The 16,814-nt window shown below is 60.6% G+C and carries 3 protein-coding genes; all 3 read left to right on the forward strand.

The window, feature by feature from the left end; genetic code table 11:
• Nucleotides 1-4: 4 nt before the first annotated feature.
• The 3 genes from IGB42_RS10465 to IGB42_RS10475 all read left to right on the forward strand — a co-directional run bounded on the left by IGB42_RS10465 (nucleotide 5) and on the right by IGB42_RS10475 (nucleotide 16,749).
• On the forward strand, nucleotides 5-7,639 hold the full coding sequence (locus tag IGB42_RS10465) for a carboxypeptidase regulatory-like domain-containing protein (RefSeq protein ID WP_159671102.1): 7,635 nt from the start codon (nucleotides 5-7) through the stop codon (nucleotides 7,637-7,639).
• Nucleotides 7,640-7,936: 297 nt separating this feature from the next.
• Nucleotides 7,937-15,802 (forward strand): RHS repeat-associated core domain-containing protein, encoded by a 7,866-nt coding sequence (locus tag IGB42_RS10470; protein ID WP_236822544.1) that lies wholly within the window; start codon nucleotides 7,937-7,939, stop codon nucleotides 15,800-15,802.
• 20 nt (nucleotides 15,803-15,822) lie between these two features.
• On the forward strand, nucleotides 15,823-16,749 hold the full coding sequence (locus tag IGB42_RS10475) for an NADAR family protein (RefSeq protein WP_159671108.1): 927 nt from the start codon (nucleotides 15,823-15,825) through the stop codon (nucleotides 16,747-16,749).
• Nucleotides 16,750-16,814: the final 65 nt, after the last annotated feature.

Below are 16,814 nucleotides of genomic sequence, written 5' to 3' on the forward strand. Positions count from 1 at the left end.
GCGCATGGGCATGGGTAAAGCCGGTCGTTTGGGGCGGTGGGGTGTTGTCGCGGCGTTTTTGCTGCTGTCGGGTCTGGCTGTAGCGCTGACGCTATCCCCCGCGGTGCAGAAAGGGTTGACCTGGCTGCAGGCACAGGTGAAGACCGACGGTAGTTTGCAGAACGAAGCCGATTCAGTGGCTACGCCATTGCAAAGCCGCGCCGAAACCTTGCGCACGCTGCAATTGCTGGCATCCGCCGCACCATCGGCGTTGCTGCAAAGCGTGGCCGGTGAAACGGACAGCAATACCGAATACCTGGCGCGGCAAGTGCTGGCACTCGGTGGTAGCGGCCAGGATGTGAGTGCGCGTCTGGCGTTGCTGGCAGGCCGGCAGAATACCGATGGCGGCTATGGCGCTGCAGAAGGCCACCCCAGCAACGCGCTCGATTCCGCCTGGGCACTGGCTGCGCTGTCTTCCGTCAGCCAGGGCCAGAGTGCCGCGGCCAGCGCGGTGCGCCTTTACCTGATCAACCAGCTGCAGGCTGATGGCGCCATGCCCGCCGCCAGCGATGCCGCACGCATCCAGGCCAGTGCCCTCACGCTGATCGCACTGGCCATGACCACGCCAGACCTGAATGTATCCACCACGCAAGGCAAGCTCGCCACCTGGCTGGCCAGCCGGCAAGGCAACGATGGTGCGTGGCTGGGCGATACCTATCTGACCGCCTATGCACTGGCGGCACTGGCGCCCATCAGTTCGGACCAGGTACTGCGCGGCAACGCCAGCGCCTTCTTGTTGCAAGGACAGAACGCGGCAGGCGGCTGGAAGGATGATCCCTTCCTGACCGCTGTGGTGCTGCGTGTGCTGTCTGGCGCTACTGATGTGGCCCCGGTGGTGGGCGCCGCCATTTCCGGCCAGCTGATCGACAGTGGCGGCAACGCCTTGCCAGGTGCGAGCGTGGTGCTGAACAGCCAGCAAACCACGCAGACCGACAGTAGCGGCCGCTTCAAGCTGGCCGGCCTCAATGCCGGCAGCTACGCCGCCGCCTACAGCAAGGCCGGCTATACCGGCCTGAGCAAAAGCTACACGCTGGCTGCCAACCAGAATCTGGATGTCGGCACACTGCAGCTCACCAACAACCCTACCACGGCCATCGTGCGCGGGCATGTCACCACCGGCGCGCAGGATGTGGCGGTGAAGGGCGCCTCGGTCAGCATCGTGGGCGCCAGCACGCTCAACGCGGTCACGGATGCCAACGGCAACTATGAAATCAGCGGTGTTACCCCCGGCAACCTTGGTATCGTGATTTCCGCCAGCGGCCTGCAGGCGGCACAAGCCACTGCCACCGGCGTGGCAGGGCAAACACTGGTGTTCTCCCCCAAGTTGTTTGCGGTGGGCGATACCGTCCCCGGCAGCGGCCACCTGTTCGGCAAGGTGGTTGCCGCAGGCAGCGGCAAGCCGCTGGCCGGCGTCACGCTGGTGGCCGCCGGCAAAACCCTGGCCACCACGGCGGCCAACGGCCAGTTTGCCGTTGATCTCACTCCGGGCAATTACCCCATTGCTGTCGCACTCGCCGGTTACAAGGGCGTGAGCTTTGATGTCACGCTGCCTGCCGGCAGCAATGCCGATGCCGGCACCATCCAGCTGCAATCGCAGCAAACCACCACCAGCATGACCGGCAAGGTCACCCGTGCCAGTGATGGCCAGCCTGTCTATGGCGCCAAGGTGGAAATCATCGGCGGCGCATCGGCCACTACCAATGCAGCAGGCCAATACAGCCTGGCCGGCCTCAGCGGCAGCAGCTTCCCGGTGCGTATTTCCAGCGCCGGTTATGTCACGCAATCATGGAGCTTCGAGCTGGCGCAGCCGGCCGATGTCGAGCGTGATTTCAGCCTGAGCGCAGAAGCCAGCAAGGGCACGCTCGATTTGTCCGATCTGGTGCTTGCTACGTCGCAGGTACCCGCCGCCACGGATGTGCGCGCCACCGCCACCATCAGCAACAGTGGCGCCGATGCCGTAGCCGGTGCCATCACACTGCAAATCCTCAGTGCAGATGGCAAGGTCGTCAGCAGCGGCACCGCCTATCAGGCCGATGGCGCCACCCCGCTGGGTATCGCCAATATCGCAGGCGGCGCGCAACAGCCGGTGGTGCTGCGCTGGAACAGCGGCCAGTTTGCCGCGGGCACTTATACCTTGATCGCACGCATCAGCGAGGCTGGAACACTCTCACGGGACAACCTGCTGGGCCGCGTGCTGGCCACGCGTCAGGTGGCATTGGCCATCACCGGCAAATCGCTATTCAGTGGCTCGGTCGCTGCCGATCCCCCTGTGCTGCAGGCCAATAGCCAGACCCCGGTAAACCTGACTGCCGTGCTGCAAAACAGCGGCAACATCCCGCTGCCGGCCGCCGATTACACCCTGCGCATCCGCGACAAGAAAACAGCTGCCGTGGTGGTCACCAAAACCGCCAGCGGCGCACTCACCGCGCCGGCCGGCTTGCTCAGCCTGGATTTTGGGAGCTGGCAGCCTGCCGCCGCAGCGGAGTACCTGCTGGAAGTGACCGCAGCGGATCCAGCCTTTGGCCAGATCACCGGTGCGTTCTATGTGGGGGATGCCGCCAAGGCCAGCTTCAGCGTGGATAAATCCACCGTATTGCCCGGTAACCAGAACGTGCACGGCACGGTGAAGATCACCGGCATGGACGTCGTGAACGGCTCGATTTCGGATCCGCTGGCGCCGTTGATCAAGACGGCGGTGCAGAAGGCGATGGATTACAACAACCCGGTGGCGGCTGGTTGGTTGACCAGTAACAAATGTCTGGGTTGCCATGTGGGCGCACAGGCGTTTGTTGGCGATGCCTTGACGCAGAAAATTGCCACCACTTCGCCGGTGGAGCGCACATCAGTGTTTAATTCTTTGATTACCAGCCAGCAAGCAGACGGCTCGGTTTACGCTTCGCATTCGGAGTTCAGGCGGACACAGACCATGCTGGCGATGTGGGCATTCACATCCGTGCCTGAGAAACAAAAAGTAATCCGCAGCATTTTGCCTGGTGCCCAGTTTCTTATCGATACGCAAGGCGGCGGTGGCGATTGGTGGTCAGACTACACATCTGGCTGGTTCAATAGCAGTGCAGCCAATACTGCATTCAATGTAGGCAGTCTCGCAAAAAGTATTTCAGCACTCGCTTCGTTGCCTGCATCGGAAAAGTACGTCTATCAATCACAAGCAATGACCATTCCGGGCTATACCGGGGGCTTTTCCAAATACAGAAAAGTGCTCAGGCAATCCAATGGTGACCTTTACTTTCTGGATCACGAAAGCCTGAAGGTCATTCATCCTGATGGCACTTACGCCATTCTTATGTCCGGATTATCCAATACCTATTCTTTTGCCATTCGCCCGGATGGTGCAATTTACGTCACAACCGCTGCATCATTGGTGGTACGCAAACCAGACGGTACGGTCAGGACCGACAATGCAGTCAAAGGCACAGATGTCATATTTGATGGTGCTGGTATTGCATATGTAACTGATTGCTTCGCGGACAAGATCCTGAAAATCTTGCCGGACGGTACGGTTTCTGAATTCATGAAGGCGGGGCCGCTTAATTGGCCTTATAGCTTGGCCTTGGATGGGGAAGATCTTCTCGTTCTCAATGCAGGCGGCCGCAATCTCCTGCGTGTCAAGCCGGAAAAAACCACTACAGTTCTTAGTCAGTTCCCCATGGCTAATCCGGACTACATCAGGAAATTCGGGGACACCTGGTATGTATCGACCGACAATGGCCTTTACCAGTTGGATAAAGATTGGATTGCCAGTGCGCTTGTGCCTGCAGGGCCATTTGGTGATTTCACATTGCTTGAAAATGGCGATTTTCTTACTGGTGGCGGTGGCTCTGAATTGATTTTGCTGAAAAAACGACCTGTTGACGAGGTCGCATTTAATAACCGGGCCCAAGAAGCACTGATTCGGGGCGTGAGCTGGTTGCTGGATGGAGAGGATGGCCGGCACACCGATTATGCGCTGGAGCACGCTCGCAGGCTGATGGCGTTTGGCGAAGCGCTAAAAGTGCTCAAAGATGAGGGCCTGAAGCAGCGGGTTCGCGAAGCGATGCAAGTTTCTGATGCTGCATTGCGTGCAACCCAGCGCGGTGATGGTGCATGGGGCCGCTATAACGGCTATGTCAGTGATTCGATGGTCACCGCTCAAGTTGGCTATGCGCTCGACTATCTGGAGCCATCACCTAAAGACCCGGTAATCCAGAACGCCATCAAGTTCCTGCTCAGCCATCAGCAGGCCGATGGCTCGTGGTCCAGCGAGAGCAAGGTTCTGGATACACGCCTGTCTGCCACCACGTGGGTATCGATCTGGCTCCCCATCGCACTCGACCGCATCGGCGGCATCGATACCAAGCTCACCCTCAAGATGCCGGCCAATGTGCAGCTCAGCAACCCGTCGCTGCTACCTACATCAGTGCTCAACGGCACAGATGGCACAGCCACCTACCAGTGGGCCATGCAGGGCGTGACTGCCAATAGCCAGGAAGTGCAATTCGATCTGGCCCTGCAGAACCTGGGCCTGGGTGAGAACCGCGCTGTCGCCAGCGATGCCTTCCTTACCTTCAACAATTCGTTTACCGGTACGCCGCAGCAGGCGCCGGTCGGCATCCCGTCGGTACTGGGGAGTGCTTTTCTGTCTGTCGGGGTGGCAACGGATCAGGCCAGCTATCCGGCCAATACCGCAGTCACGCTTACCGCACAGATTGCCAACCCTGGGCCGGTGGCCAATGGCGGCAGCGTGCAGTTCAGCGTGCTGGATGCCGGCAAGAACCTGGTGGCAGCACTGGGCACCTCGCCGGTGATCAATGTGGCGTCCAATGGCACACAAAGCACCGCCATGGCATGGAATACCGGCGTGGTGCAGTCCGGCAATTACCTTGCGCAAGCCACCTTGCTGGATGCCAACGGCAAAACCATCCAGGTGGCGCAGCAAGCGTTTGCCGTGGTGGCAGGGGCTGCCGGCAATGCCACGGCGGGTGCCAAGCTCAGCACCGACAAGGCCAGCTACGCCGCCAACGATATCGTGCAGGTCACCAGCCGCGTGCTCGATCTGACTGCCAACACGCCGCTCAATAACCTGGTGGTGGTTACCCGCGTGCTGAACCCGGATGGCAGCGAGCGCCTGCGCAAGCAGGAAGCCTTGGCGCAACTGCAGGCTGGCCAGACCAAGGATTATGGCTACAGCCTGAGCCTGGTGAATGCGCCGGTGGGCAATTACCCGGTATCGCTCACCGTGCAGGATGCCGCTGGCGTAGTGCTGGCACAGCAAAGCACGCAGTTTGCGGTGGATTCGTCCGCCAGCAATGGCAGCGGCGTGCTGGGTGCGCTGACGGTCTCGCCCAATCCGGTCAATCAGGGGGCAGTGATTGCGCTCAATGCCGGTGTCACCAACAAGGGCAACAGCGCGCTGACCAATCTGCCGCTGACGGTGCGGGTGATCGACCCGGCCACCAGCACGGTGCTGGGGCAGTGGGCGCAAGCGTCGTCGATCAATCCGGGCCAGACGGCAGCGCAAGCCAGCAACTGGACAGTGACTACTGCACCCAATACCAAGCTGATCGCGGTATTGAGCGCCACCTTCGCCGGCAAGGAAATCACCCTGGCGCAAGAGCCGTTCACCGTGGTGGGCGCCAGCGTCAAGCTCGATACCGGTGTGCGCCTGGATGCCGGTAATCGCATCCTGGTGTGGTATAGCTGCGGCGCCAACTGGTGGGGCAGCAACAGCCCGCTGCTGGCCAACCAGCCGTGCTTCACCAGCCGCAAGCAGCAACTGCAGACCTTGCTCAATGCCCAGGGCGTGCAATACCAGATTGCCGCCAGCGAGGCCGAGTTCCTGCAACTGATGCGTGGCGGCCGCCATAACCAGTACTGGTTGCTGGGGCAGATCGAACACAGCAAGCGCAGCACATTGCTGGAGCTGCGCGAGATGGTCAACCGTGGCAATACCGTGGTGATCGACAGTAGTGCACTGGCCTTGGGCAATGGCGAACTGGCCGCGCTGGCGGGCAGCAGCCTGGCAGGCACCTTCAATGCCGCCAGCCAGAGCATCACGCTCAAGAGCGGGCTGTTCCAGCCGGGCAGCACCAGCAGTGCGGGGCAGCCGGCTTGCCTTGCCACTGCCAGCGGCCAGGTGCAGGCCACGCTGGTGGGGGGCGCGCTGGCGGTCAACAATGGTTGCCCGACTGCGCCCACGCACCCGGCCATCGTCACCAACAGCTACGGCAAGGGCCAGGCATTGCTGTTTGCCTACGATGTGCTCGATACCCTGCAGGCGGGCGGTACCGCCAGTACTGCGGTATTCAACACCGCGCAGGCCAGCCTGGTGAACACTTTGCCGGCTGCCTACCCGATCGGCGATCTGGTGCCGGCGCGTATCGATGTGGTCAACCAGGGCGTGGCGGCTACGCTGGATGTGCTCAGCCGCTGGGCCAGCGGCGCACAAGCGCTTTACAGCCTGCCTGCCGCGCAGACCACCGCTGCGCATGCAGATTGGTCCGGCATGGCCTTGCCGGCCAGCCAGCGCAAGGACTTCCGCCTGGGCTTCAGCGCACCGGCGCCGATCGGCCAGCAAACGCTGGGTACCGCATTTGCCACCCTCACCAGCACTGGCACCTGGCTGCCATTCGGCAATACGCCGCTGCTGTACCAGGTGGTGGATCTGGAAACCCTGCTGGGCGCAGCCAATACCGGCGTACAGGCACTGCAGGCCGGCAACGCGGCGGATGTCACCGCGCTGGCCAATGCCAAGGCAGATCTGGCACGCGCCAGCAGCGAGGCACGCGCCGGCCAGTATTGCCCGGCCTTGCTCGATACGCTGGGCAGCATCGAATCCGTGCGCAGCTTCACCAGTAGCGATATCCGCGCCAGCCGCCTGGTGCTGGATGACCTGCTGCACGAGCTGATGCGCCGCGCCACCGCCTGCAACCCGCCGCAGCTGATGGATCGGGCCGTGCTCACCCTCAAGGACGATGGCCGCTTCAATGGCACCTCGGTAGCGGTCAACTCGCCGTATGGTGGTCTGCTCAACAAGCTGCCGGTGCTGGCAGGCGGCACGGTCATTGCCAGCAGCATCAACAGCCAGGTCAGCAGCAGCCCGTACAAGGCAGGCCAGCCCGCCACGCTGTATGGCGAGCAAGCCATCGTGCAGGAGAACAGCAACGTCAGTGCCGACGGGGATCGCTTCTTCCTCGAGTACTTTGGCTACACCAAGGCGCAGATCAGGCAGCAGGCCTACCGTATCAGCGGCAGCCAGTTCGTGACTGAAGCCCAGGCGGGCCGCCTGAACGGCAGCAAGGGCAAGTTCATCTGGGTGGATGGCGATGTCACCGCCAACCTGCCGCTGGCCAATATCGGCTTCAGTGCCGTCAATCAGCCGGGCGTGGTGCTGATCATCAACGGCAAGCTCACGCTCAACGCCGGCATGAGCATGTATGGCGTGCTGTACGGCATCGGTGATGCCAACGGCAACTGGGCGCTGAATGCGGCGGCGCCGATCATGGTGAACGGGCTGACGGCGGTGGAAGGCAACCTGAACATCAATGCGTCGTTGCACTTGGTGGATAACGCCGATTACTACCGCGGGCTGGTCAGGCCGTAGCGGTAAACGGTAGTACAAGGCTGCCGCCGCTACCTTGCGGTGGCAGCCCTGAAGTTTTTGCAGTGATGCGGAGCCGCCGTAGCAGCCCTGGTCTGGCGTCAGAACGCCAGCAGGGCATTGCCAGCGGCTCCCGAATGAATACCCGTGCCGCCGGGGCCGTTGTTGCTCCGGCTACTTTGTTCAATTGCGTTGGTAGAGCCAAGCATGCGTCGTATTGCGAGTGTTGTAGCGGTTTGTTTTTTCCTGATGTGCCACCCGGCTTTCGCCGCAGGGGAGGGCGCCGGTGTTTCTGCAGTGATGGACAAACTGGATGATTCCATCAGCGCCGGCCTGGCGTCGTCGTCCACGCCTGCTGCCAGCACCACGCTGCAGCAACGGCTGGAACGCCTGCAAACCCAGCTGCAGACGGCAGCCGCCCAGCAAGAGGCAGACTTCGCCGCAACAGAGGCCATGCTGCAGCAGCAAAAGCTGCCCGCAATCATGCTGGAGCGCCACCGCGCAGCCGTGCAGCAATTCCGCACGCAGAACAACAGCTTTACCCAGCGCCTGCAACAGCTGATTGCCAGCAAGGACGACAGCAAACGCCGTGCTGATCTCAAGGCACTGCGCGATGACCTGCGCCAATGGCGCGGCCTGCCTGCCAAAACCCGTGGCAGCGATTGGGGCAAAAAGCGCGACAACACCCGCGCACCCATCGAAACGCCCGCCGGCTTCAAGCGCCAGCTCAGCCTGTTCGGCCTGCGCCCGCTGATGGTGGCCGGCCCGATACCGGCTGGCACCGTATTGCCGGAAATGCCGGCCTTGCCGGCGCTGCCCACCGCGGCAGACCTGGCCGAAACCGAAGAAGCCCCGCAAACCGCAGAGATCAAGGCACTGGCTGCGCAGCTGGGCAACAGCCCCGTGCGCATCCACAACTGGGTACGCAACCAGATTGCCTTTATCCCCAGCTACGGGCTGGCACAGGGCGCTGCGCAAACGCTGCGCAGCCGTCAGGGCAATGCGTTCGATACCGCCAGCCTCGAGCTGGCACTGCTGCGCGCCGCCGGCATTGCCACGCGCTATAGCTACGGCACCGTGGAAGTACCGGCTGCTGCCGCACAGCGCTGGCTGAACGTGCGCAACACCGCATCGGTGATTTCACTGCTGCAACAGGGTGGGGTGCCGTTCCGCACGGTGGAAAGCGCTGGCCAGGTCACCGCATTGCGGCTGGAACACGTGTGGCTGGAAGCCTATGTCGATTACGTGCCCAGCCGTGGCGCCGTCAACCGCAAGCCCAATACCTGGGTGGTGCTCGATGCCAGCTTCAAGCCGGTAGAGGGCAAGGATGGCCTTGATCTGGCTTCGTCACTCGGCTTCAACGGCCGCGCGGTGCTCGATGGCGCGCAAGGCGGCGCACGCTGCACCGCAGAGGGCGCCGGCAACCTCAACATGGCCGCGCTGCAAAGCGCCTACGCCGATTTCGGCGTGCGGCTGGATCGTTACGCCGCGCAACTGGGCGCCGATGCGACCGTGCAGGATCTGCTCGGCCAGCGGCTGATCCAGCAAGATACCCCCGCCATCCTGTACGGCACGCTGCCGTACACGGTGGTAGCGGAGGCGGGCAAGTTCACCGCCATGCCCGCCAGCCTGAAGTGGCACCTGCACTTTGCGCTGTATGCCAATGCCGCCAACCGCAGCGCCAGCCAGGCCGTGTTGCGTGTCGATACCGCCTTGGCCGCGCAGGCTGGGCAAAGCCTGGCGTTGTCGTTCGTGCCTGCCACCCAGGCCGATGCGGATGCCATTGCCGCACTGATGCCGGCCACCGGCAACCCGGCGGATTACCCGGCCGCCTTGCCGGCCTACCTGATCAAGGTAAAGGCCGAACTGCGCCAGGATGGCCAGTTGCTGGCCACTGGTGGCGAGTTCACGCTGGGCGATAGCCTGATCGTTGATTCTGCACTGGATGTTGCCGCCAATGGCGCGCAACCGGCAGAGAGCAAAACCATCCGTGCTGGCGAAACCACCGCCATCGTTGTGGATAGCCAGGGCTTGGGGCAGGGCGATCTGGCCCAGCTGGATCAACGCCTGAAGCAGGTAGCAGCTGGCCGTGCTGCCGGTAGTGCAGAGTTGCTGCACCAGATCGGCCGCCTGTACTTTGCCAATGCCGACCTCACCGGCCGCTTCAAACAGAAAGCGGGCAAGGTGGTTGAATACCGCATGCCGTCGCTGGCGCTGGTGGGCCTGCAAACCGAGGCTGTCAGTGCCTACGGCGTGGTCACGCAGCTCAAATACCGCGGCATCGGCATCGATATCCCCGTGCAGGGCCTGCAAGTTGCCGGCGTGGCACAGGCAGCCAGCGCAGATTACCTGCGCCAGAGCTGGATCAGCCACGCTGCACTGGCCAGCCGCGTGCTCGCCCAGGTACTGGGCACCGCAGATCAGGGCTACAGTCCTGTATCCGTGCCCGGCATTCTCAGCCAGGCCAATCAGGGCGGGCAGACGGTGCGCCTGTTCACCGCCGCCAACATCGCCGGCGTGAACGCGCTGGGGCTGGACGATACCAGCAAGGCCGATATCCGGAGTGCTGCGCAGCAGGGCCGCCGCATCCTCACTACCGAGCTGGCCGTGGGCGATGCACTGTGGCGCGATAACGGCTACGTAGCGGAAGACCCCGCCAGCCTTGCCAGCAGCTTCACGCTGGCCGGCACGCAAAACCAGGCATTCCTTGCCGCCAATGGCGGGCTGAGCTGGCTGGCTTGGGGCAAGGATGCCGCAGTCACCAACCTGCTGAAAGCCCGTTTCGATAAAGCCCGCGCACTGCAAATCCGCCTGAGCGGCCTGGTGGCCGAGCAGGACGGCACGCGCTGGGCATTCCACACCGCCAAGAACGAAGTGACAGGGGGCCTGTTCCTGGCCGGCCTGTCGCAACAAGCCGGCAGCGGCCCTTGCGATTGGCTCAGCCTGCTGATTGCCGGCCAGATCACCGCCAATGGCGGCGATAACCCCAATGCGGTCAGCAACGCCGCACCCATGATCCAGAGCCAGCCGGTGATTGCCGCCCAGGGCGGCCGCAATTACCGCTACCAGCTCGTGGCCAGCGATGCCGATGGCGATGTGCTGAGCTACAAGCTGATCAGCGCACCGGGCGGCGTGAGCTTCAGCCCGGCCGGCCTCCTGGCTTGGGATAAAGCCATTGTCGGCAGCTACCCCATCGTGCTGCGCGTGGACGATGGTAAAACCTTTACCGAACAGCGCTTTACCCTCACCGTGGGGGCAGAGGCACTGCCGCTGGATATCGGCCTGGGCCTGGCGCCATCGGTGATCGATGCCGGCGCCAGCACCACCATCAGTGCCAGCAGCAGTGGCGGCAGCGGTACAGCCCAGCTCACCCTCACCATCAACGGCACCCCGGCCACGCTGGATGCCAAGGGCCAGCTGCAATGGCAGGCCCCGGCATCGGGTGCCTACAAGGTGGTGCTGACCGCCAAGGACGGGCAAGAAACCCAGGTGCGCGAAGCGGTCATCAGCGTGCGCGATGCCAGCGACAGCACTGCGCCGGCGGTCAGCATTGCCAGCCCGGTCAGCGACAGCGCCGTCAGCAACGCCGTGGTCATCACCGGCTCGGTCAGCGATAGTGCGCTGGCCTACTACAAGGTGATGGTCAAACCTGCTGATAGCGACGACAACGCCTGGCGCGAAATCGGCAAGGGCTATGCTGCCGTCAGCAATGGCCAACTGGGCCGCTTTGACCCCACCGGCCTGCCCAATGGCTGGTACAAGCTGGCGGTGTTTGCGTATGACGTGAACGGCCAGCAAGGCGCCGCCGTGGTGAATCTGGAAGTGATCGGCGATGCCAAGATTGGCCAGTTCTCGCTGTCCTTCGTCGACCTCGACATCGACGCCATGGGCATCCCGGTGCGCGTTACCCGCACCTACGACACCCGCCGCAAGGCCGAGGCACTGGACTTTGGTTACGGCTGGACCGTCGATTACCAGGCCATGCAGGTGCGCAGCAACATCACGCTGGGCCTCAACTGGGAAATCTACAAGCCTTCCGGCAGCCTGGAGCTGTGTGTGCGTTCTGCCGGCCCGCGCCGGCTGAGCGTCAACATCCCCGGCTTGCCGCTGCAGCGTTTTGAGGCCGCATTGGCCCAGCCCTGCGCGTTTGGCCAGGTACCGCCGGTTGATCTCAAGCTGAACGCCTTGCCGGGCACCACCAGCCAGCTGGCCGTGGTGCTCGATGGCCCTATCGAGGCACGCGGTGGCCATCTCTACAATATGGGCGGCGATGACGGCCCCGAGCTGTGGGATCCAAGCCGCTTCAAGCTCACCACGCAAGACGGCCTGGTGTACGAGCTGCAAAAAGGCGTGGGCATCACCCGCGTGACGGATGCCTACGGCAACCATCTGGATTACACCCGCAATGGCCTGATCCACAGCGCCGGCGTGCAGATCACCTTCCAGCGCGATGCGCAGGGCCGCATCATCGGCGTGACCGATCCGGCCGGCAAGGCACTCACCTACAGCTACGATGCCCGCGGTGACCTGGTCAAGGTGACGGATCGCCTCAAGCAGGACAGCAAGCTCAGCTACAACCGCAGCCACGGCCTGGTGGATTACACCGATCCACGCGGCATCCGCGCGGTGCGTTATGAATACGATGATCTGGGCAAGCTGATCGCGGTGATCGATGCGGACGGCAAGCGCACCGATGCCACGCACGATGAAATCAACAGCAAGGAAGTCATCAAAGACCGCCGTGGCTACACCACCACCTATGTGTACGATGCCAACGGCAACATCACCAGCAAGACCGATGCGCTCGGCTTCGTGACGACTTACGGCTACGACGCCAACGGCAATGAAGCCGTGGTGACAGACCCGCTGGGCCACATCACCAGGAAGGATTACCACCCGGTCAGCGGTGCGGTCACCAAGGAAACCGATGCACGTGGCTTTGTCACCATCCACGTGCCGGACGAGCGCGGCAACATCAAGCAAAGTACCGATCCGCTCGGCCGCACCACCACCACCACCTGGGTGGGCAGCTCGCCGGAAATCATCGACCAGCCGGGCGGCCGCCGCACCCGTCTGTTTGTGGGCGACACCGGCAACCTCAACGCCCTTGGCCTGCCTGGCCAAACCCTGCGCTACGGCTACAACAGCAAGGGCCAGAAAACCAGCGAGACCGACGCCGCCAGCATCAAGACTGATATCGAGCTGGATGCCAACGGTGCAGAAAAACTGCGCCGCACCTACGCCAAGGACGGCACCACCGTGCTGGCCGTGACCAAGCAGGAGCGCGATGACGCAGGCCGGGTCACGCAGGATACCGATGCACTGGGGCGTACTACCGGCTACGTCTACAACGGCGCCGGCAAGGTCAGCCAGCAAACCGATGCTGCTGGCCGCATCACCAAGTACGACTACGATGCGCAAGCCCGCCTGATCCGCACCACCTACCCGGACGGCCGTAGCGAAACCCAGGGCTGGGATGCCGAAAACAACCTCATCAGCAACACCGATGTCGCCGGTCGCACCACGCGCATGGAATACGATGCGCTCAATCGCCTCAGCAAAACCATCTACCCCGATGGCAGCAGCGAAAGCCAGACCTACGACCCGGCCGGCCGCCAGGACAGCAGCACCGATCGCAACGGCAAGCTCACCAAGTACGAATACGATGCCGCCGGCCACCAGACCGCCATCATTGATCCGCTCAACCGCCGTTATGAATACACCTACGATGCGGTGGGCAATCGCGAAACCAGCAAAGACCCGGATGGCAAAGTCACCACCTACAAGTACGACGATGCCGATCGCCTGTACAAAACTATCTATCCGGACAACACCTTCACGCTGACCGACTGGCGTGCGGATGGCCGCAAGCAAAGCGATACCGATGCCAAGGGCAATGTCACCACCTATGGCTACGACGCCGCGCTAAGGCTGAACCAGGTCACCCAGACCGACAGCAGCGGCCAGTTGCTCACCCAGTACGGTTACGACGAACTCGGCCAGAAGGTCAGCCAGACCGACGCCCAGCAGCACACCACGCGCTGGACGTATGATGCAGCTGGCCAGCTCAAAACCCGCACCCTGCCGGATGGCAAACAGGAAAGCTTCGACTACGACAAACTGGGCCGCCGCAGCACCCATACCGACTTCAACGGCAAAACCACCACCTGGACCTACGACGCCAGCGACCGCATCGCCAGCCGGCTGGATGGCGACGGCAAGAGCAGCTTCTACGGCTACACCGCCAGCGGCCAGGTCAACAGCATCAAGGACGCCCGCGGCGAAACCCGCTGGCAGTTCGATGCCGCAGACCGCCCAACCCTGCAAACCAACCCGGATGGCAGCACGCTGGCCTGGAGCTATGACAACGCCGGCCAGATCGCCACGCGCAGCACAGCTGCAGGTACCGTCAAATACGGTTACGACGCCAACGGCCTGCTCACCACCATCACCGCGCCGGATGGCAAGATCACCACACAAACGTGGGACAGCAACAAGCTGCTGGCCAGCATCACCCGCCCCAACGGCACGCAGACCGACTACCAGCGCGACAGCAACGGCCGCATCACGCAGATCGCCCACAAGAAGGGCGCTGCGGTGCTGGGCGGCACCGGCTACCAGCTGGATGCCGATGGCAAGCGCCTGGCGCGGAATGACTACGACAGCCAGAGCACATTGGCTGGCAACACCCTCACCAACCCGGCCCGCACAGTCACCTATAAGTACGACCCGCTCAATCGCCTGAAAGAAGAAGCCGTTACCGACCTGCGCAATCCCGCGCGCAACCGCACCACCGGCTACAGCTACGACGCCGTCGGCAACCGCAAAACGCAAACCCTTACCACCGCAGGCGGCACCAGCAGCAAAACCTACGACTACGACGAACGGGATCGCCTCAAAACCATCACCAGCAACAGCGGTGGCAACAACAGCACGACCACCTACAGCTGGGACGATAACGGCAACCTGCTGCAGAAGACCGCACCGGGCAGCATCACCCGCTACGGCTGGGATGGCAGAAACCGCCTCATCGACGTCAAGCAAGGCAGCTCCGAGCAAAACCTGCTCAAGATCGCGACATACCAATACGACGACAACGGCAACCGTGTAGCCAAGACCGACAAGGACGGCAAAACCACTGCCTACCTGATCGACGAACAGTTCGACTACGCGCAAGCGGTGCTGGAAACAAATAACGGCAACCGCACCAGCTACCTGTTCGGCAGCCAGTTGCTGGCACAAACCAGTAACGACCAAGGCAGCTACTATCATGCAGATGCGCTGGGCAGCACGCAGCAGCTGAGCGATGCCAATGGCAACGCCAGCGCAGCGTTCGAGTATGGTGCGTTTGGCGAACCGCAAACGGCGGAGACACAGGTCAGCGGCTACCTGTACACGGGCGAGTACCGGGAGCAGGACACGGGGCTGCAGTACAACCGTGCGCGTTGGTATGATGCGGAGAGTGGGCGGTTCATCAGTCAGGATACGTTTGCGGGTAGCTCAAATCAGCCGTTGACGCTAAATAAATATTTGTATGCTAATGCGGATCCTGCAAATAGCGTAGATCCGAGTGGCTACTCAACGACACTCAATGGAGAAATGACTGCCGTCGGTATGTTTAGTAGTTTAGTAAGCTCTGCTATACCCGTATTCACTAGCGTTACTAATGTGACTGCAGGAAGGCTTCTTGCTGTTTTTGGAGCATCTGTTCTGGTTGGAGATAATGCAATTTTTAATCAAAGTGCTTTAGACAAAGCACGAGATCAATTGCAGAAAGATGTTATGGCAAAAGCTGCTGCATTGATTGCGGCGAATAAAGTTATCTACCACTATACAAACGCTGAAAGCGCGATGTCAATTTTTACTGAACGATGTATTATGGCAAGCCGGGCATATTATGGCCATCCTGATGGTGCTAATCGCCCAAGTGGCGCTTACGCAACTCATTTCCCTCCTTGGTTTCCAAGGGGGACGGTCGCGGATCTGCGAGCTTTTTTGTATGCAAAGCGTTCTAAAGCAGATGTGTCGAGCTTCGTTGCGATTTTTAAAGACCCTGCTTGGCAAGATTTGGGATCTGAAGTTTATAAGCGAGGAAGTCCCGGCGAATGCATCAACGTCGATCCTATTATGATCGGTCCCAATCTGTGGGCAGGCGCAGGTAGTTAAGGTTCTTTGCTGGGGAATATATGAAAGAAAAAATAGAAGATTTGGCTAGCTTGAAAGCGTATTTGAGTGCAGGCGGCATTGCTGATTATGTCTTATTTTTTGGACATAGGGCTAAGCGTGGCGCTGCCGTAGATAAGGCTTGCTTAAGTCAATGGTATCCTGCTGGTTTTTTGTTGGAAGGTATTCAGTATAAAACTGCTGAGCAGTATATGATGGCCTCGAAAGCTCGTCTTTTTGGCGATTTTTCTGCAATGAATGCTATTTTGCTTTCTTCTACTCCTGCGGAGGCCAAGTCTTTGGGTAGAAAAGTTAAAGGGTACGACGAAGCAACGTGGGTTGAGAATCGCATTTCAATTGTGAATGAGGGGAATTATGCAAAGTTCAGTCAAAATCTTGATCTGAAAGATTACTTGTTAGGTACGGGTTCCTCTATTTTGGTTGAATCTAGTCCTAAGGATAGGATATGGGGTTCTGGTATTGGAGCTGATGATGCCGATGCCCAAAATCCGTTTGCTTGGACTGGGTTAAACTTGTTGGGTTTTTCATTAATGCATGTTAGAAGAATGCTTGAAATGAAGAGCGAAGATGTATCTGCAATAAGTACAGTAAAACTAGTTCTGGAATACTCTGGCTTAGGTGCTTCTGAGTGGGAAAGTCTGGCAAATTTTGATGTTGAATTGCGTGATGGGTCTTGGGATGGGATCGACTGGAATTCGATTGATCTTGCAACTTTAAAGAATAAAACAAAAAAATTATGGGAGGAAATTGAGCTGCCAAATGGGGAAGTTATTGATGTTTCGATGTTTGTTGACGATACGCTTGGATATAAGATAGACGTAAAGCAAGGTGGAGTGCCAATATGCAGCTGTATTTGTAAATCTTTATTGTTTTTTTCTTTCAAGACAATAAGTAATGCGTCGGTAAGCGTCGTTGCAGATTTAAGGTAGTTGTTGATAAACTTATCGCCGTCCGCCGGATTAACCCACTCCGGGGAGTAATAATAGGGGACAGG

The organism is Andreprevotia sp. IGB-42, assembly GCF_009848685.1.
Taxonomy (GTDB): Bacteria; Pseudomonadota; Gammaproteobacteria; order Burkholderiales; family Chitinibacteraceae; genus Andreprevotia.

What these genes read in the sequence shown, in the direction of transcription:
- IGB42_RS10465 (WP_159671102.1), top strand. Translation starts at nt 5, where the DNA reads ATGGGCATGGGTAAAGCCGGTCGTTTGGGGCGGTGGGGTGTTGTCGCG.
- IGB42_RS10470 (WP_236822544.1), top strand. Translation starts at nt 7,937, where the DNA reads ATGGACAAACTGGATGATTCCATCAGCGCCGGCCTGGCGTCGTCGTCC.
- IGB42_RS10475 (WP_159671108.1), top strand. Translation starts at nt 15,823, where the DNA reads ATGAAAGAAAAAATAGAAGATTTGGCTAGCTTGAAAGCGTATTTGAGT.